The organism is Novacetimonas hansenii JCM 7643 (assembly GCF_000964405.1).
In the GTDB taxonomy this organism is placed as follows: Bacteria; Pseudomonadota; Alphaproteobacteria; order Acetobacterales; family Acetobacteraceae; genus Novacetimonas; species Novacetimonas hansenii.
Genome location: NZ_BANE01000171.1, coordinates 1 through 18,198, shown reverse-complemented (window position 1 = coordinate 18,198; position 18,198 = coordinate 1). Strand labels below are relative to the sequence as shown.

General features: G+C 50.8%; 16 protein-coding genes and 1 pseudogene. 9 read left to right on the top strand and 8 right to left on the bottom strand.

Annotated elements, in window-relative coordinates; all coding sequences use genetic code 11:
- Positions 1-167 precede the first annotated feature (167 nt).
- Complete coding sequence (locus B7G66_RS11865; protein WP_003619561.1) at positions 168-1,448, bottom strand: D-tagatose-bisphosphate aldolase, class II, non-catalytic subunit; 1,281 nt, start codon at positions 1,446-1,448, stop codon at positions 168-170.
- On the bottom strand, positions 1,445-2,401 hold the full coding sequence (locus tag B7G66_RS11860) for a tagatose kinase (protein WP_040510736.1): 957 nt from the start codon (positions 2,399-2,401) through the stop codon (positions 1,445-1,447). Before B7G66_RS11860 ends, B7G66_RS11865 begins: the two co-directional genes overlap by 4 nt.
- 255 nt (positions 2,402-2,656) lie before the next feature.
- Here B7G66_RS11860 and B7G66_RS11855 point away from each other — a divergent pair, with 255 nt between their 5' ends.
- Both B7G66_RS11855 and B7G66_RS11850 read left to right on the top strand, forming a co-directional pair.
- Positions 2,657-3,676: a LacI family DNA-binding transcriptional regulator gene (locus B7G66_RS11855; protein WP_003619557.1), complete on the top strand. Its 1,020-nt coding sequence runs from the start codon at positions 2,657-2,659 to the stop codon at positions 3,674-3,676.
- A 518-nt stretch (positions 3,677-4,194) separates the two neighbouring features.
- Positions 4,195-7,494 (top strand): DEAD/DEAH box helicase, encoded by a 3,300-nt coding sequence (locus tag B7G66_RS11850; protein WP_080545437.1) that lies wholly within the window; start codon positions 4,195-4,197, stop codon positions 7,492-7,494.
- Between the two features lie 353 nt (positions 7,495-7,847).
- Here B7G66_RS11850 and B7G66_RS18770 read toward each other — a convergent pair.
- Positions 7,848-8,105: pseudogene (locus tag B7G66_RS18770) on the bottom strand (IS481 family transposase); the annotation flags it as partial.
- A 194-nt stretch (positions 8,106-8,299) separates the two neighbouring features.
- Between B7G66_RS18770 and B7G66_RS11845 the strand changes: the two are divergent.
- On the top strand, positions 8,300-8,896 hold the full coding sequence (locus B7G66_RS11845) for a MarR family winged helix-turn-helix transcriptional regulator (protein ID WP_003619554.1): 597 nt from the start codon (positions 8,300-8,302) through the stop codon (positions 8,894-8,896).
- Positions 8,897-9,774: 878 nt separating this feature from the next.
- On the opposite strand, the gene B7G66_RS11835 is transcribed toward B7G66_RS11845, so the two are convergent.
- The 3 genes from B7G66_RS11835 to B7G66_RS11825 are packed head-to-tail and all read right to left on the bottom strand — an operon-like array spanning position 9,775 to position 13,176.
- Complete coding sequence (locus tag B7G66_RS11835; protein WP_040510719.1) at positions 9,775-10,713, bottom strand: plasmid partitioning protein RepB C-terminal domain-containing protein; 939 nt, start codon at positions 10,711-10,713, stop codon at positions 9,775-9,777.
- On the bottom strand, positions 10,706-11,605 hold the full coding sequence (locus tag B7G66_RS11830; protein WP_040510717.1) for a plasmid partitioning protein RepB C-terminal domain-containing protein: 900 nt from the start codon (positions 11,603-11,605) through the stop codon (positions 10,706-10,708). The genes B7G66_RS11835 and B7G66_RS11830 overlap by 8 nt, the downstream gene beginning before the upstream one ends.
- Positions 11,605-13,176 (bottom strand): recombinase family protein, encoded by a 1,572-nt coding sequence (locus B7G66_RS11825; protein ID WP_423360612.1) that lies wholly within the window; start codon positions 13,174-13,176, stop codon positions 11,605-11,607. The genes B7G66_RS11830 and B7G66_RS11825 overlap by 1 nt, the downstream gene beginning before the upstream one ends.
- Before the next feature lie 114 nt (positions 13,177-13,290).
- On the opposite strand from B7G66_RS11825, the gene B7G66_RS11820 reads away from it, so the two are divergent.
- The 3 genes from B7G66_RS11820 (at position 13,291) to B7G66_RS17875 (ending at position 14,898) form a co-directional block, all read left to right on the top strand.
- The gene (locus B7G66_RS11820) at positions 13,291-13,926 is read left to right on the top strand and encodes a hypothetical protein (protein ID WP_075632028.1); all 636 of its coding nucleotides are present in this window, start codon (positions 13,291-13,293) and stop codon (positions 13,924-13,926) included.
- Between the two features lie 381 nt (positions 13,927-14,307).
- Positions 14,308-14,682, top strand: coding sequence for a hypothetical protein (locus B7G66_RS17430; RefSeq protein ID WP_141312975.1), 375 nt, complete (start codon positions 14,308-14,310; stop codon positions 14,680-14,682).
- A 57-nt stretch (positions 14,683-14,739) separates the two neighbouring features.
- Entirely contained in the window at positions 14,740-14,898 is a 159-nt protein-coding gene (locus B7G66_RS17875) for a hypothetical protein (protein ID WP_155116147.1), read from the top strand.
- 441 nt (positions 14,899-15,339) lie between these two features.
- On the opposite strand, the gene B7G66_RS11805 is transcribed toward B7G66_RS17875, so the two are convergent.
- A complete protein-coding gene (locus tag B7G66_RS11805) occupies positions 15,340-15,813 on the bottom strand; it encodes a MarR family winged helix-turn-helix transcriptional regulator (protein ID WP_003619542.1) in 474 nt (157 codons plus the stop codon).
- Positions 15,814-15,901: 88 nt separating this feature from the next.
- Between B7G66_RS11805 and B7G66_RS11800 the strand changes: the two genes are divergently transcribed.
- The 3 genes from B7G66_RS11800 to B7G66_RS11790 are packed head-to-tail and all read left to right on the top strand — an operon-like array spanning position 15,902 to position 17,235.
- On the top strand, positions 15,902-16,282 hold the full coding sequence (locus B7G66_RS11800) for an antibiotic biosynthesis monooxygenase family protein (RefSeq protein WP_231106259.1): 381 nt from the start codon (positions 15,902-15,904) through the stop codon (positions 16,280-16,282).
- Between the two features lie 39 nt (positions 16,283-16,321).
- Positions 16,322-16,768, top strand: a complete 447-nt coding sequence (locus B7G66_RS11795; RefSeq protein ID WP_040510714.1) for a DUF1772 domain-containing protein — start codon at positions 16,322-16,324, stop codon at positions 16,766-16,768.
- An 11-nt stretch (positions 16,769-16,779) separates the two neighbouring features.
- Positions 16,780-17,235: a hypothetical protein gene (locus B7G66_RS11790; protein ID WP_040510711.1), complete on the top strand. Its 456-nt coding sequence runs from the start codon at positions 16,780-16,782 to the stop codon at positions 17,233-17,235.
- Between the two features lie 147 nt (positions 17,236-17,382).
- Here the strand turns inward: B7G66_RS11790 and B7G66_RS11785 are convergent, their stop codons facing one another.
- Positions 17,383-17,952 carry a DUF3363 domain-containing protein gene (locus B7G66_RS11785; RefSeq protein WP_003619533.1) on the bottom strand — a complete coding sequence of 190 codons (570 nt, stop codon included), beginning with the start codon at positions 17,950-17,952 and terminating at the stop codon, positions 17,383-17,385.
- Between the last annotated feature and the right edge of the window lie 246 nt (positions 17,953-18,198).

Genomic DNA, 18,198 nt, shown 5'->3' with positions numbered 1-18,198 from the left:
TATTTATTATTCTGAACTGGATATCTATTTTTCCTGATCCCAATTCAGTGAAACCTGAATGCATTTCCATACAAAAGCATAGCTCTCTAGGAAATCATGCATGCATTCTATGCATTCAGGCAGTTTCCATTATCTGCTCAGACAATGAATTACGATGGTAATCTGGCCTATCCCACCGCAACTGCATATTCCGCCAATACCTGCTGGACTGACGCAATAACAAGTTCCCGGGGCGCAGGGACCAACTGACCACTCATAACTTGGGGATATACACGTGCGAGATATTGACTGATCAACGTCTCCGGGATCGCGACATCTTCCAGCACAGCGAAAAGCCGAGAAACAGCAGCCATAGCGTCAGGGTGAGTCCAATAATAACGGATACGGTCACTATAACTGAAATGCCTTTGGATACGAAGTGCCTGATCCGATCCATGATAGTAACGTTGCCAGTATTCCGGCTCACGCAGCATCAGTTTTTCCATACACATGCGCAGACCGGTACTATCAGTCTCCAACTGCAATTCTATGGCAATATGATCCAATCCATACAGGGCTTCACGCAGGGCAAACGTCAAACCAGGTCCGACTTTCAGGATGGCAAATCCATCCTGCACCAATGCCGCCAAGGCTTTTTCCGGCTGATAGTCGGTTGAATGTGCCTCAAATAGAATCGGGATCGGCATGCTATCAAGACTTGCACTCAGTGCCTGTGCTTTTTCACGATCATATACAATGACGTTCTCATTGCCGAATTCGACGCCAGGCTGCACAACAGCAGCGATAACACGAATAAAGGCATCTGATAGACCGGCCGCCTCAAAGGCCCTACGATGTATATCAAGCGTTGCTATTGCCGCGTTTGGCTTGGTGACTTCCAGACTGTCAATTGCTTCAAGAGCGCCACCCGGAATCGGTACTTCGGTCCCTATCACATATACTGGTGCTTCCGTACCCCTTTCACGAACGGCATCTTCCGCAACTTTTGCCAGCGTTGCAGCTCGGGATGCTGTCAATGAATCTGAAAGGGCAATCGGTTCGCCGCTGCACCCCATACTTGTATCGAGATGGAGTTTGGTAAATCCAGCTTTAGCATACGCCTCAACCATGGCCCGTGCTTCGGTCATTGCCGCATCTGCTGACAAGTTCTTCCAAGGATTAGGACCCAGGTGATCTCCCCCCATTATGATCCGTTCCACCGGAAAACTGACTTGCCGGGCGATTTTCTCTACAAAAATACGGAATTTTTCAGGTGTCATGCCGGTATAACCGCCACGATGATTAACCTGATTGCAGGTCGCCTCGATCAGCACAGCCGTGTTTTCCATCAATCCTTGACGGAAAGCCGCTTCGATCACCAAAGGATGTGCCGAACATACAGACACAATCCCGGAGCACTTTCCTGCACGCCGATCTTGGACCAGTTTCATTAACATTTCTGAACTCATGTATTCATTTCTATCATGCGAGTAGCGAGAAAGGCCTCCAGTTCCACCATGCTGGCGGTCCCTTCCATTGGGCCGCGCCGGGTAACCGCCATGGCACCACTCGCATTTGCCAGACGCAGACACTCTTCGGGTATCCTGCCAGTCAACCAGCAGGCAACGAACGTCGCCCCAAAACAGTCCCCTGCCCCCGTCGGGTCAATTTCGTTTACCTTCAATCCCGGCACATCAATTCTTGTCTGCCGATCGCAATAGCTCGCCCCCGCTCCGCCACGTTTGATGACGACTGCCGAAATGCCAAGATCCAGCAGTTCAGCCAAAGCGCCCGCTTCATCCTGAGCCTGTGTCAATGCGGTCAGTTCTTCACCACTGGGTAAAAACAGGTCAGTCTGGGCAAGGAATCCCATCAAGGCATCACGCATTCCGGGCTTATCAAGCATTTCCTTACGACCATTGGGGTCAAAGGAGACACTGCCTCCGCGTTTTTTCACGTCATCAACCGCAGCCTGGATAACGGACACCATCTGAGGAGAAAACAACGATGAGCCCATGATATGCACATGGTGACACTGCGCGATTACTGAGCGTGTTTTTTCATCCAGCACGACGCGCGCAGCAGCGCTATCATGGATATTGAATACAAAATCCCGATCTCCATCAGGGCGATACCGCACAAACGCACTGCCGGTAGCTGCGTGCTGAATTGATCGAAGGCCGACGATATCAACCCCATCACACGCAAGACGTTCACGCAGCAAAAGGCCAAAATCATCATTACCAACAGCACCAACCATTGATGCAGGCACTCCCAGCCGGGCAACCTGATCGATGAAGATGGTTGGCGCGCCCGACGGGAAAGGACCAACCAATGCAATTGGTTCGCTAAATCCCCTGCCTAAACTCGTCGCCATGATTTCGACAATCACCTCGCCAATGGCAAGCACTCGCTTTGTCATGCTGCTTTCCCGATGGGAAAGCCATCATGCGTCTGCGTGGATCGACATGGTTGTTTCACGTTTATCTCCTCTCGCTGTCTCCGCAGCGTTGCCCCAACCGGAATCAAGAAATCCGATACCGCATTCTTTAACGATATTACACCGCGCATCAACATAAAAATTTACGCGCGAAAAAATACGGTTTATCGGATTGCAAATATGTTCCCGATAGGCAAAATAGGAAAATAGCTCTATGAAGTTTAACCTGGGGTCGAAGTGGCAAAAAATATCCGCACCATGGATGAGTTATCTGAAGTAATAGGCATTTCTCGCCCAACATTATCAAAGTATTTTAACGATCCAGACAGTGTTAAGATCACGACACGAAAAAAAATTGAAAATGCCTTACATGAACATGATTATAGGCCCAATCTGTTTGCCACCAATCTAAACCGAAAATTACCCAAAAATATTGGAATTCTGGTACCGACTATTACCGATCCATTCTATGCCCAGATTGTATCGAAAATTGAAAAACGATGCGCGGCAGAGGGATACTGGTCAATTATCCTTTGCTCTTACGGAAACGAAGATACCGAACGCAAAGCGATCGAAACACTTCGTTCACTGCCTTTGGCTGGCGCGATCGTGGCCCCTTTGGGAAGCAAAAAAAATACGTCTCTTTTCACGGCACTTAAAGAGAAGACATCCCTCGTATTTATGGATAGCCATATTGGGACTGATATACCATTTGTTGGAAATGATAATTTTCAGAGCATAGGTCTTTTATACGACTATTTAATAAGAACAGGTGAACCACCATGCTATATTGATATGCCCAAGATAAACCAGAATGCAACAGAACGCCTTGCTGCCTATCGGGTGGCAGCACACAAAGCTGGTGTGCCCCCCATGATTGTTAGCATAGAAAAGATTTCGTGGGATTTCGAACAAATCGGGTTTGAAATCGCTTGCATGGCATTTGAAAATAATGGTTTTCCCGCCAATACTTTATTATGCGCCAATGATCGCATTGCCTTTGGGGTGCTTTCCGCAGCTTATAAATATAACATATCGGTTGGCATTCGCCCTTCCTGTCAATTAAAAGTAGCAGGACATGACGATCATCCATTAAGCCGCTTTACCAGCCCGGACCTTACAACAATTGCCCAGGACTATGAAGGATTGGTAAATCGAACATTTGATATCCTCATGCTGGCAATTTCAGGAAAAAAAACGCATATTCCCCTTAAAACACCACTAAAGGGAACGATAATAATGCGGTCATCCGCATAAAATTCCAATAAAATATTTTGCGCAATTAATTATTTTTTGATGATATCGCAAATATACCTATCATCATTGATATTACAATATTTAAAATTTATACACTTATTCTCTTTTCAAAAAAAAACATTATACATAAACATGTAAAAACATACATATATATCGGGAAATTTTCTTAAAGTAACAGAAACATCCTCAAAAAAATCTGACTAATCAAGAGGGTTTCCCGCATCCGACAGGTCTCAGCACACGCTGTCAGGAGCAACGATCTCTATCGAGTTTTCAGAAACCCGTACATCGATTGGGAGGTAAAAATTCCATAAGCAGGCGAACTTGAACATTTCCCCTCATCCTTCAATCCCCCCACCCAGTCACCACATTTCCCGGCTGGGAATATCAGAAATAGCAACGCCCCTGCCTCATTTGTACCCAGAACAGTATAAAATATGCCCAAAGCTGTCGATCAGATAACCTATGACAGCGATTTGTGACTTGTTTCATTGCGTTACGAGGGCAAAGATGCAGCTATGACCGTCACACCAGATACAGCCCGCCGTGTCCTGCGCTCCTGGATTGCGCTGGAAGTCCTGACCCCGCAAGCCACGCGGGAGGCGGGCTGGAACGACATAGCCGTGGATCGCGAAGGCCGCATCAAAAACCGGAGAACCGAGGCAGCAGACGGCCCGGACCTGTGGCATCCACCACAGCCGGACGATTCCACACCATGGCCTGTCCTGCCAGATCCCTCCCCGGAGCCTCCGGTCGCGTCTGTTGAGAGTGATCGGAAGAAGACCACAGAGTCGCAAACTGCCAAAAAACCGCGTGTTAAGCGACGTTGGTATAATGTCATTCTCGGCGCTATGCCGACCCGCGCATCATTCGAACGCCTGAATTCCGCCCTTGGCGAAAACGACCCCGATGAAGACGACAAAACTGATCGATCCACCAAAAAAGGCAACGTGATCGCCGCCAGCGTTGTACTCGACGAATGGGGGATCATGGTGCCAGATACACTGGCCATTGCCAGTTTTGCCTGGGGTGTTGGACATATTCTTGATGGTGGCAGCCCTGCCGGCCTGGCAGAATGGGACGGTCAATCAGAAGCCCTGCAATCGCGTTTTGCCGACCTTCTCACCCCATGCGGCAGTGAAGGCAAACCGCGCTCCCTGACATGGACGGACCTGCATGGCGTTGCTGATGAACTCGCCGGGGCGTTATCTGTGCCAAACGATCTCTGGATCCCTGTGCCATGCGTGATCGAGAGCGAGAAAGTCAACGCTCCGAATGGTGACTTGCTCTCAAGCTTCTACCTTCCCGACCTTGGTCGCGCCCTGCGTGATGCGGATACTCTTCCAGCCGCCCTCGCCGCCTATCTTGGCCTGAACCCGCCTGTCGCCCCTTGGGACGCGCTGACCGATCGCACGCAACTGGCTGCCCTCCTGTCGCCAGAACTTTTTCCCCTTGGCCGCTGGCCCGGCCCCGGGCTCCATCCATTGACCCTTCTGCAACAGGCAGCGGTCAACGTCATCACCCGTGATCTGGCGACGGAAGGTCTTGCCGCCATCAACGGCCCTCCCGGCACGGGAAAAACAACCCTGCTGCGCGACCTGGTTGCACAGGTGATGATTACACGCGCAGAAAAACTGGCCGATATTGAAAATCCGGCTGATGGTGTCGGGGATCTCGACCTGATGGATTTTGCCATCGTGGTCGCCAGCAGTAACAATGCCGCGGTCGAAAATATCAGCCTTGAACTCCCCGTTCGCGAGAAAGCACTCGACAAATCTGTCTGGCGGGATGAAGGCCTCGATCATTTTGGGCGGACTGCGACCCATCTGCTCGGGTTGAAGCAAGACGCCGAACCTGAAAAGCGGGCCTGGGGCCTGATTGCAGCCCGCTTGGGTCGGGCAAAAAACCGGCAGCAATTCTTCGACCGTGTCTGGTGGAACGAGGAATGGGGCCTGAACGACTGGTTGAATCGCGCAGCATGGCCGAATGCGCAACATCTTAAGGAACGTCGGCCAGGCAAATTGGCGGAAGTTGAGCCGCCGCCAAGAAATCCGCAGGCCATGGCACAGTGGCGGGAAGCCAGGGACGCATTCCGGCAGGCCCTTGACCATAGCCGAAGGCTGAGGAACGAACTGGTTGCACTGTCCCAGGCGGGAGAGGCCCTGCGTAAGACGGAAACGGAACTCCCACAGGCTGACGAGAGGCAAGAACAGTTCCGGCTGGATCATGAGGCTGCATCGCACGCAGCAATGGTGGCCAAAGGTCAGGTGGATGAAGCCGAACGCATTGAAGGGCTTGAAGCTGGCAAACTCACCGCCCTGACTTCCGTTCAACCCTCCTTTTTCTCAAAAATGTTGCGCACTCAGGCGTGGAAGACGCATGAAAGCGGAATCCGCGAACAGGTTGTACGACTTGAAGAAGCGCAGCGGATAACCCATGATGCCAGGGCGCGCCTTGACATCGCAACAGCCGAAGAGACGCGGTTTTCTGAACAATATGCGGACGCGAAAGCGCGCCTGGAAACATTGCAGGCCAAAGTTGCGCGGCTTGGACAACAACTGGAAAAAGGCCAACAGGAGCTTGGAAACTGTTTCCCCGGTCCTGGGTTCTGGTCGCAGCCAGACGATCTGTTCCAAAAAAGCAGCCCATGGAATGGCGGGCAATTTCGCCATGCACGCGACGAACTGTTTATCGCAGCGGTTCGCCTGCATCATGCCTTTGTGGCCGCTGGCGCCCAACCCCTCAAGCGCGCACTGAACGCGGTTGTCAATGGCGCGGCAAATGCGAGCCCTCAGGACTGGGGATACTTTTTCCTGCTGGTGCCTGTCGTATCATCGACCTTTGCATCGATCGGCCGGATGTTCCAGACCTTCCGAGAAGCATCAATTGGATGGTTGCTGATTGACGAAGCAGGCCAGGCCGCTCCACAGCAGGCGGTCGGTGCCCTCTGGCGCGCCCGTCGGGCCGTCGTGATTGGCGATCCACTGCAAATCGAACCAGTAGTCACCACACCGCAGCATACAACCGCCCTGATCTTTCAAGGCAATGGCCTGCTCCCCACTCCCTGGGCGGCACCTGCGGTCTCGGCACAGGTTCTGGCTGATCGTGCAAGCATTATCCAGGGGCGTTTTCCGGTCGAGAACCCGGTGCCGGGAGGCCCAACCAGCCGGGATACTGGCATGCCCCTGCTTGTACATCGGCGCTGTGAAAAACCGATGTTCGACCTTGCCAACCGGATTGCATATGCTGAACGTATGGTCCATGCCACAGGCGCAGGCCAATCCGCCATCCGCGAGAAACTTGGCCCAAGTGCATGGATCGATGTGGATGCACCTTCCAGTGGCAAGTGGGTCGAGGCAGAAGGGCAACTTATTACCACTGCGATTGCCGAACTCTGCCGGATGCAGCCCAAGGGACCGGACCTGTATGTCATTTCCCCCTTCCGTGTGCCAGCAACGCGTCTACGTCAATTGCTGGTGCGGACACCAGCCATCCTCCCCGGAATGAATCCAACTGATCGGGAGGACTGGATTGACCGTCATGTCGGCACTGTCCATACCTTCCAGGGTAAAGAAGCTGAGGCTGTTATCCTCATGCTGGGGGCTGGACGCGGCGCACGGCCAGGATCGCGGACATGGGCCGGTGGAACGCCCAATTTGCTCAATGTCGCCGCGACAAGGGCAAAGCGTGTACTCTATATCGTCGGAAATCATGAAGAATGGCGAGGCGCAGGAGTTTTCGCGCATGCCGCCGACTCATTCCCCGATATCTCTCCGGAGGAATGGATGGGGCATAATCCATTAGAAGCCGTATCATGAGCGTATGTCGGTCGAGTTAGCTGAAGGAGATGCACTCCGCGTATTAATATCATATCTGGCTGCTTACAGGCCGTTTTAAGATAACCAATTGATAGGAAAGTAAAATTTCAGAATTGACCATGATTTTTGAAAATGTAATTTCTTTCAAAGGCATTTGAAAAAATATTTATACTTTTAGTGAGTTGCTGGTGCCGACTTTTCAGATAACTATTATAGATAGTGAAATATCGTTATATGGACATCCTGTCTGATATCAGCAAACCTGCCCTTGTCATCATAATGCATAATTTACTGTACCAAAAATATTGAATAATATGCTTTATATATTCATAGCGTCAAAAACATCTTGCATCACACAAGTCCAGCGGCAGTAACATATGACGGCAAAATATCACGATTACGGCTTCTTCTTCAATCGACAGAACGCTTGATGCGGGAGTGCGGAGACCGGTGGAACGATCCAGCATATCTGATCGTTTTTTCCATTTCGCGACCGTCTTCGGGTTAATCCCGTAGCGTTTCGCCAGAACTTTCAGGTTCTCTTGACTATGCTACATCGCTCGACGGACCACCGCTGTCGTTATGGCGCTCACGTGGTGAACCTGGTCCATAGTGCTTCCTTCCATTCGCGTGAAAATAATGCACCATCAAAGCCCGGGACCAAACACCTTGATTGGGATAATGCATTAACATGCCATAAATACCCGATCCAGATATTGCGCCCCTTTCATTTTCCACGTTCGGAAAATGGGTCTGGCCCTGCTTTTTTGATCGACAGAGGGATACGGCATGCTATCAAGTCAGAATGAAAGCGAAAAAACTCTCCGGCTCCCGAATACGTAACCACTCCCCGCTCCTGACGGCTCCTCTTGATGAGGCCCACCCCCTGACAGTATCGCGGCCTGAGCTTCTGGTTAACGGGTCGGATCGTATTTTCCGTGAAATGCTGCACAATATTCTGGCATTTTCAGCCAGGATTCAGGAAAATCGCAGTCGCCTCGGGCGGTATATTGGTTTGAGCGGAACGCAATATACTATTCTGATTTCTATTGCACATATGGAAAACGAAGAAGTCGGTATCATACAGATTGCTGAGCATATTCATCTCAGCGGCGCATTTGTCACGATCGAAGTCAATAAGCTGGTTGAGGCCGGACTGGTAAAAAAAGAAGTCAACCCACATGATCGTCGGCGCATTCTGCTTCACACTACAGCCAAAGGCCGTATCAGTCTCAAAAAATTGACTGAAATCCAAGTGCCAGTCAATGACACAATTTTTCGTGATATTACCCATGAACAAATGCAGCAACTCAGACGAATATTGCCGCTCCTGCTGCATGGTTCAAACGCCTCCTTACGATTAATGGATGCTCCTGAGCCTCTGGAAGCTAGCCCAAAATGAATTGCATAAATCCCTAGTGTTGCCTGCATTCAGCATCGCCAGATCATCGCGCATGCGAGGTGAACGATCCTCATAAATGCAGGGACAGCTTTCTTGCATCGCAGGGAGATTCTTCGGAAGCATTTGATTTTATTTAAGAAATATTCGACCTGATGGCGCTTCTTATAGAGGTTTCAACTCATTGGGGACATGGTCGTGGCGCTGGGATTGGCTTTGATCTATGCGGTTGCCCCGAGATCATCAGCTATGAAGGCACGTAGAGGATCTGCATCGTAAGCGGTATTGGCGATGACATGGCCGACGCCCTGTAAACCGGACAGAAGAGCCTCGACCTAGGGCAAATCGCATCGACGACAGGCGTGCAGCTCGGATCGTGAGCCTGCCACATGAACGGTCGATAGTGGTAGATTCAGCGCACCAGTCGCACCAGTCGCACCAGTCGCACCAGTCGCACCAGCATAAACTTTCAAAATATTACTGTCGATCAGGGTGTGTTCGAAGTCCGTGGTATCAGCTAAAGTATGGAAAAGCCTTTACCAGCCCCCGGAATGTCACCAACATTGAAAACGGACGCGGGCTGCAATCCATTTTCCAAATACATCCGGCAGCCCACCAGCGCACTGTATTGCCGACCGTCCACAATATGGCCTTCAATCCGGCTCCATTACTTATCTGTCAATGTCCGTATGCTCAAGGCTTACCCTCCATCAACAGCCTTGAAGCAGAATTGCAAATCAAAGAGAATCCATGAATGCAGCCAGCGCCTAGTAGGCATCACGCAGGTTCGCCGCCTTTCCCCCTCCATGCTTGATCCATCCCACAGTGTAGATTTTCCCATGATCTCCGCGCTTATCGGGTCAGGGGCCCCATTTTCTAATTCAGGTGTTCGTTTCTTTAGCAATCGAACCAAGCGGGTCGGTTTCAGCGATCTTCTGAAATTCACAAAGGTAATCCTGTTGATGGGTTTCCATCCAACGTACTATCCTATTGTTTGCAAGGAGTTTGGTGATATAGCCACGTGCCACGGTCAAATGCAGATTATCAATGCCGTAGGTTTCCTCGACAGATTTTACTTGTGTCTGAAGTGCCGCGAGTTCTCGTTCCATACGAGCAATCTGCTGTCCTGATGGTGTCGCTCTACCCTCTTTTTTTCCTCTTTTGTTCGGTACTAGCTGATTTTCTGACGTCGCGGCCCGTAAAGCTCTGGCGAACATGACTGTGAAGTTGTTCTGGCCAATCATGAGATCAGCGGATTCGATCTGTCGTACAGCCGTCATCTGGCGTAAAATATCGAATACTTTCATTGAGCAGGGGGTATCTTTCAGCATTTCCGCGGCTTCGGGACTGATACCGTCCAGTAGCCGGAAACGCCTCAATACCGCTTCTACCTGAACATTGAGTGCGGTAGCGATATCAGACGATGATACTCCGCGCTCCATGGCGCGTGCGATCATCCGATGTTCCTGGATCGGTGGTATACGATTGACCCGTTTATTGTAGGTATAGGTATCATCATCAGGAGCCAGAAGACATTCGACTTCTGTGAAGCCGAGTTCTTTCATGGCTTCAATTCTTAAATGACCGTCGAGTAGGAACCATCGTTCAGCATTCGTTGTATCTGGCGTAACCGCCGGGGATTCTATCGGGTGTCCGATCGCTTTTATGGAGTTCAAGATCTGTGAATATGTGCGGCTCAATCTAATATCAGGCGGCAATGTCTTGAGTGGAATGATTGAGGCAACAGGAATCGTGAGGAAATCCATGCCGAAAGCCATATGAATACGGCTATGCCCTGGAGTGGTCACTTCATCAGTCATGCTCGTTTCCCGATATTCTAACCGTTAGGCCACGAGGCATGATCGCCAGTCCCTCGGCTCTGAGCAGGTTAATAAAGCCATCATTTGCCAGAAGATCCTTCAAGGCTTCAACAATGAACAAAAGTCGTGTCTGAGTAAAATCCGACTTCTTGACCAACAGACGCTGCTTTTCGGCCTCCCGTTGATAGACCTGCATTAGATCAGCGGCTGTCATTCTACGACTGCTCGTTTTACGTCCTAACTGCCCTGTTGGCAGACCTTTACGTTGGCTTTGCAAGCGCATCTCGAGCATTCGCCGAACTGCTGCCAGCTTCTTGCCCCTCAGCTTACCCGTTTCATAGGCATCAAGAAGTAGGTTCTGGGCTTCTTCTGTTTCAGCCCGGGAAATCTCCATTGCCAGAGTAATCGGAATAAGACCGGTTTCGACTGCGGTCAGAAGCCGTTCCTCACCACGTTCAAGGAGAGAAGCAGCCATATTAACCCAGGAGGCACCGGCACCGATTTTTTTACCGATTGCCGTATCACTATAACCGCGTGATCGTAATGCGCCGACCTCGCGCATGAGATCAATGGGGCGCGGTGTACGTCGGGCGATATTTTCAATCAAGCTCATGACGAGACACTCGCTCTCGCTCGCCTTGATGACAACTGCTGGGATATCTGGCTGGCCGAGCATCTGAAAGGCTTCCAACCGACCTTCGCCGCAAACGAGGTCATATCTTGGACCATTGGCGGTCTCTCGGCGACTTACGGTGATGGGCCGTTTCAAACCGATAGCTTCGATATTGTTAACAATTTCCCGATGCTGGCGTTTGTTGCGGGCGCGTGGATTTACGACTGTAATCTGGCTAATGGGGATCATTTCAATCCTGCTTGGACGAATGACAGACATCAGGCGACCTCCACAATGGAAATAGGAGTGGCGATATCATATAGGAGTTCAAGATTGTCGAAACGATAGGCATCAAGAGCAAGACTGTTTTCTTCCGATAGGTGGAGCTTTCCGGAAAATATGTCGATGCGTGGAAATAAATAATAGTCCAGAGGTTTACGATTGGCGCTGTCCATACGCACGACGATCGTAATGTCGGGTATGAGTGAGCTATCGAAATGCATTTTCCAGCGCAGCAGTCCGGTGGATGTTTCTATACAGCGCGCTATTGTCACGGAAAGACTGAATTCGTCATTGACGACGATGCGATCATTCTCCGGAGTCTGCCATACATCACTTCCTTTGATCCGCAATTCAGTGATTATCTGTCGAATGATTTTTGGATACAGTCTGCGTAGTTCACGGTTTATCGCGATATAGCGATAGTCACGATCCGGCTTGAACCCGACAAGATGATAGGCACGGAGCAAGCTGCCAAAACGGGCGCTATAGGCGCCGCTGGAAGGCAAGTCATCACATTCGTCAATGATTATACCCGATAATAGGCCTTTCTGGTGATAGAGTTCCTTCAAGGAATGCAGCATCTCTTCATCAGTCAGACGGAAAGAGCGCGTATTGATGATGTTTCTTGCAGATTCAAATAACTCACGCTCGACGATGGCTTCGAATGCATTTTCCGCTTTGATCCACATCTCCGGTTCATTTCGAACTCGTTTCTTCTTTAGCTTGAAGGAGCGGCGATTCCATACGTTGTCGCCGATATATTTCTCATTGATCAGTAATTGATGTACTGTTCCTCTGGTCCAGAGACGTCCACGATCTGTCAAAATGCCACGTCTATTGAGGTCGTCGGCGATCTCGCTCTCGCTACGTTTCTGATAAACGAAAGACTGATAGATGGTGCGGACCAGATTGATTTCCTCGATCGGACCGGGCGTCAGGATAACGCGGTCAGTCTGGATACTCTTATGTTCGCCCTGCCCAAGAATGCCCTTGATGGTGCCGTTCTCATCAATAAGGGTTCGACGCAAGCCAAACCCAGCAGGCCCACCCTGACGATACCCCTTCTCGATCAACCTTCCCTGACCTGCAAATACTTTGGTAAAAAGTTCACGGCTATATTCACCAGCCATGGCACGCTTAACGCCCTTGACGATGGTTGAGATCGGACTCCCATCATTCTCGAACTGTTCGGCGCAATACTCGATTGCAATACCCGCACGACGACAGATATATTCGTAGTAAGCACTTTCATCCGCGTCCTGAAACCGGCCCCAACGGCTGACATCGTAAACAAGAACTAATGTGAAATCAGTGTTTCCTGCCTGAACGTCTTCAATAAGTTGTCTGAGTGCATTGCGCCCCTCAATTTTGAGACCACTCTTCCCGGCATCGGCATACGTGCGGACGATCTTAATCCCGCGTGCCTTGGCATACTGCCTGATTGCTTCCGACTGATTTTCGGTCGAATATTTCTGAAGATCCGTTGACATCCGGACGTATTCGGCAGCTCGAACAAAGCGTTCCATCGGCCCTGTCTGATCATCATCGTAGAATCTCCAGCTCGTCACGTTTTGCTTTTTCCGAGGCCAATAATGAAGGTCTGGACATCTTCCCTCGCAGTGAGAATGAGTCCGTTCCGTCATTCTGAAGCAGTATTATTTTAGCGTCGGAAGGATCGGAAGATGTTGCCGAAAAAGGGCAGGAAACTACCTCTTTGGAAGGGTATTCTTGGGCATCGTGAAAACTATGCCAAGACGGTTGCCGAACTGTTACGCAAAGAGCATGAAGACAGCCACGGTATAATCAAGAGGCTTATGCGACAGACAGGCGCAAGTGAGAAAAGTGTAAAACACTGGCTTTCAGCGCAGCATGGCCCAGATACGATATATTTCTTGCGTCTTGTTGTTTCGTCGCCGGTTATCCGGGCATTTGTTTCTGGGCTGGTCGCAGGACGCAATGCTGATCTCTCGACATACTCGGCAGAGTGTTCTTCACTTGCTGCAGCCAGAGAAGCTTATCGGCTTGGAGTGGTGGCAAGTGGCAGACAGGCAGTGCCTGTAAGAGGAAATGACCCTGAACATGTCCTTGAACACGACCCTGTAAATGTCCCTGATCATTGGGAACTTAATGAACGGCAACGGTGGTTCCTGCTAAGACTCGAGCAAGGAAGCAGATGTAGAGCTACAGACATTGTATCTGTATGGAATGTAAGCCTGAAGACCGCCCGCAGGGACATTGGAGGTCTTCAGCAAGCTCAACTCGTAGAATATGTCGGCTCACGCAGAAAAGGGAGATATTGCCGCAAAGCCGGGACCTGAATGGACGATTTCTTCCAAGTAGCAAGCCTGGCCAATTACAAGGCTACGATGACGGATGACGTCAACATCATGGCCCTAAGCGCAGCTTCGACCATGAAGCCAAGTTCCGCATCGCTGAGCTGCTGCGGCAGCCCTGCTGGCACAGGATTTTGAGACTATTATTGCTGGGCAGGACGTCGTTAAACTGCCAGTCAGCATTACTCATGCCCGCATGGCAGGCGAGATGAACATTGCTCATAAAGAGCAGTTTGACCGTTTTCTGATTGCCCAAGCGCAGGCCAAGGGGGCACCTGTTGATATATGAATTATTACTGCTGGTTGCCTTGACACGATGCAAGCTGTCGGGCGGGCTTACTGTTCCATAAGAAAGAAGATTAACTGATGAAATTCCTTATATTCGTAGCCTGCTTGCCGCTGACACTGGCATATGCCCACGCAGAGACATTGTTCAATGCTTATCCAAGTTGCAACCTTGCACAACAGCGGTCACTAACCGGTGAAATGGGAGGATCAATCAAAGACCCAGCCCAAGCTCATATTTCAATGCGCGCCAACATTTTGGAAGCTGATATCGGGAATGTGCGCAAAGCACGACGCATTACCCAAGATACTGCAAACCAGTTATGGAAAAACGTTGAGCAAGTTCGCACTGACATGAATGAGCATACGCACAAAACGCGGCATCTGAGTCAAGCGGAACGTAGATCATATGATCGCATACTTGATTCTATCGCAATGCAAATCTGTCAAGAATAATGGTTTTGTACCGGTCATCTGCGCGTTTTAAGCTCGTATCAGGAGACCGACAAAACCATGAAGCATACGGAAGATCTCAAACGCGAGGCTGTGAAAATTGCATTAAACAGCGGACTGTCGCGCATGCGCATTGCGGCCGACCTTGGGATAGATAGTGGATTACCGTCCGATCGGGCCAATATCCGAGCCTCAGGAAAACCTGGCCCACGAGACTGAACGTCTTCGTCTGGAGAACCCGATTTTTCTGAAGGAGAGGGAAATCATTAAAAAAGCTACCCAAAAGTCATAAGGTTCGCCTTCATCCATGGTCATCAGCATGAGTGGCCACTCTCCAAGGGATAGACTGCTTCAACAACGACCGTATCGTTACGGCGTGTCGGCAACATCACGCCAGACGTCGCAGCAAGCGGCGACGTTCAATGTCGCGCGAAGAACTCAGGCTGATCTTGGGAATAGCGGTTGCCATGGAGAAAAACTCCATGACAGACGGACAGGAGACTCTCTCCTGCCCTTTCAACCCGTCACGAAAATCCGCGCAGCCCTCTGACTCCGACTGCTACAGCATGGAACTATGTGCAGGACACAATGAACGCGACATCTTCATTAATTCTTGTTTTTTATTTTCAATAAAAATATTAATATTTACAAATAAATTGTTTATAATTTAATAATATCTAAATCACGTTCGATATGAAACTTTAATATCTTCATTAAATTACACGCCACCTGAATATCATCAATATTCATTTCTTCCGCTAAGGCATTTACACGTGGTGTGTACACCTCGATTACGGCGTCATAAATCTCACGTCCCTTTTCCGTAAGAACGACAAGATGTGCCCGTCTGTGGTGAGGATTGGGAGCAAAAACAACCAACCCTTCATGATGCAGATCATTAACAATCCTTTGCACGTTCTGGCGATTGGCTCCGAGATCGCGCGCAAGCCATGCGACCGGCTGGGGCCGCTCTGCATGGACGATAGCCCCCAGAATCTGCCATCGGGCGCTGGTCAGACCGAAAGAGGAAACCAGACGGTCTCCCCAGAGCAGAAGCAGGTTATTCGTCCTGAAAACCGTCAGAATCAGATCCGTCAAAGCCTGACCTTTCGGATCAGCGGGAACTTCCGGCATTTGTCATCATCCATTTTTATTGACATCATGATGTCATATAGACATATAATTTTAGACGTAGCGAACTGTCGCTATGCAATCAACATGGATGGTGTCCAAAATGTCTCATCTAAAGCCGCTGGACGATAATTTCCCGATTGAGCGCCAGCTTGAGATCGAGGCGGCTCCGGTTGTCCTGATCAATCTGTTCACCCTTGATGCGGCGGATGAAGAGCGGTTTCTTGAAGTCTGGAAAGACGATGCCGGTTTCATGAAACGCCAGCCCGGATTTATTTCGACCCAGTTGCACCGTGCCCTGGGTGATAGCCCGACATACCTGAACTATGCCGTCTGGGAATCAAATGAGGCATTTCGCGCTGCCTTCACGCATCCTGAGTTCCGCTCGAAGCTGAAGGCCTATCCGTCATCGGCCATTGCAAGACCGCATCTGTTCCAGAAGGTGGGCGTCGCAGGTATCTGCACAGCCTGAGCCTCTGGTCCGTGGCAATCTGATGCAGGGAAGCGTGTCATGAGTCTTTTATGCCGCATGCTGGCCATTATCGGCCCCGCCATGTTTGCAGGCGTCATGCTTGCGATCGGGGTCATTTTCGGAAATTACTGGAAAAGCCTCCCTCCCGAGCAATTCCTGGCATGGTTTGCTCACAATGGGGGATACATTCAGAAAGCCATTCCGCCTGTCGTCCTTCCAGCTCTTATCGGGCTGGTGAGCATGATCTGGATTGACCGCGCCGATCCCGTCAACCGGCTTCTCTGGACAGGTACCGCCATCTGCATCGCCGCTGTTATCTTCCTGACAATCGGCTGGTTCGTGCCTGCCAATACGGGTTTCTCCTCCAGGAGCCTCCCTCTGGATCAGGTATCAGGAAAACTCGATACCTGGCTTCGTCTTCACAATATCCGCATCGCACTGGCCGTTGCTGCATCGGCGCTCGGCGTGTGGGCGTGTAACCGGTAGAGCCTCTCATCATGCCGAGACTGATTCATCCCCTTGCCGGAGTGGTGGCGCTTCTGACCATCGCAACCTTCTGGCTTTCTACGGTCATCTCCGAGCTTTTTCTGACCCGGGATGTTGTGATCGCCGTCAAGACGACGATCCCATGGGGATTTCTTCTGCTTGTCCCGGCACTCGCTGCAACAGGAGGTTCGGGCGTCTTTCTGTCACAGGGGCAGCGCACCGGGCTGGTGGGTAAAAAACTCAGGCGCATGCCCTTCATTGCCGCGAACGGTATCCTGATCCTTATTCCGTCGGCCCTGTTCCTCGCCGCGAGAGCTCGATCGGGTTTGTTTGATGCATCATTCTATGGTGTGCAGGCTCTGGAACTTCTTGCAGGTGCGACGAATATCACGCTGCTTGGTCTGAATTTCCGTGATGGCCTGAAACTGACTCAATGGCGTCGTAAAAGCCGTCCGAAACCGGCATAACGCTACCGGACCATTCTTGAGAAGAAAGCGGACGTTGCCAATAGCACCGTCGCATTCTTCCTGAAAAAACCTGAAGGATTTACTTTTACTTCAGGTCAGGGCGTCTATGTCAAAGGACGCCTGACCTCATGCTTCTGTCATAGATAGTCAAAACACGGCCACTTTGCCAGCATGAGGTAATCTCCCCTTCCTCCTACATTCCGTCCCCCACATGTCGCACTCGACACCCGAGACGTGCCGGCCCCGCTGCTTTTCCCGCGACGGGGGCCAGCGCACGAACTGAGACTGAAGCCTGTCATCAATCATGGCCATGGGTGCAGCCGCCAGAGCAAAGCGCCGACGATAGGTTCTGGTAACATACTCTCCCGCAACAGCAGGGCTGTGGGCCATCTCCGTCTCGCGTTCCAGTTTGCGGACCAGATCATCCCGTTCCCGGCGCGGCAACGTGGTCAGCATGCCGCGTGGATAATACGTCCTCTTCCCGTTCTGCCGGGCAATGCCCTGCTCGATAAGATGCGCCTGGCAACGGACCAGCGCATCCCTGACCTCGGCGCCGAAACCGGCATCGTCGAGCGCGACCGGATCGCGGGCAATAAGCTGGCGATCCAGCCAGGTCGTCGCCCTTACCGTCACCTGCTCCCCGATCGACAGATCGGACTGCACATCCAGTGCGACGCGGCTACGGCTCCCAGCCTTATTGAACCGGCGCAGTTCCACAGCCGGGGCCGAACAACATGTTTACGCTGCTATGGACCAAATTCTCATGGCCGCGTAATGTGTAAAAGTCGGTCCCTACCAATCATGGGGATGATTACATCGCGTATCTGATGATCGACAGCACGATCGTTCAGTCACAGCCTCGCGGCTGGCGCAAAAGGGAGACTCATAAGGAAGGCTTTGGTCGAAGCCGCATCTTCTGTCTTCTGGTGTTTTTCTGTAATGCCCATGACGCGTATTTTACGC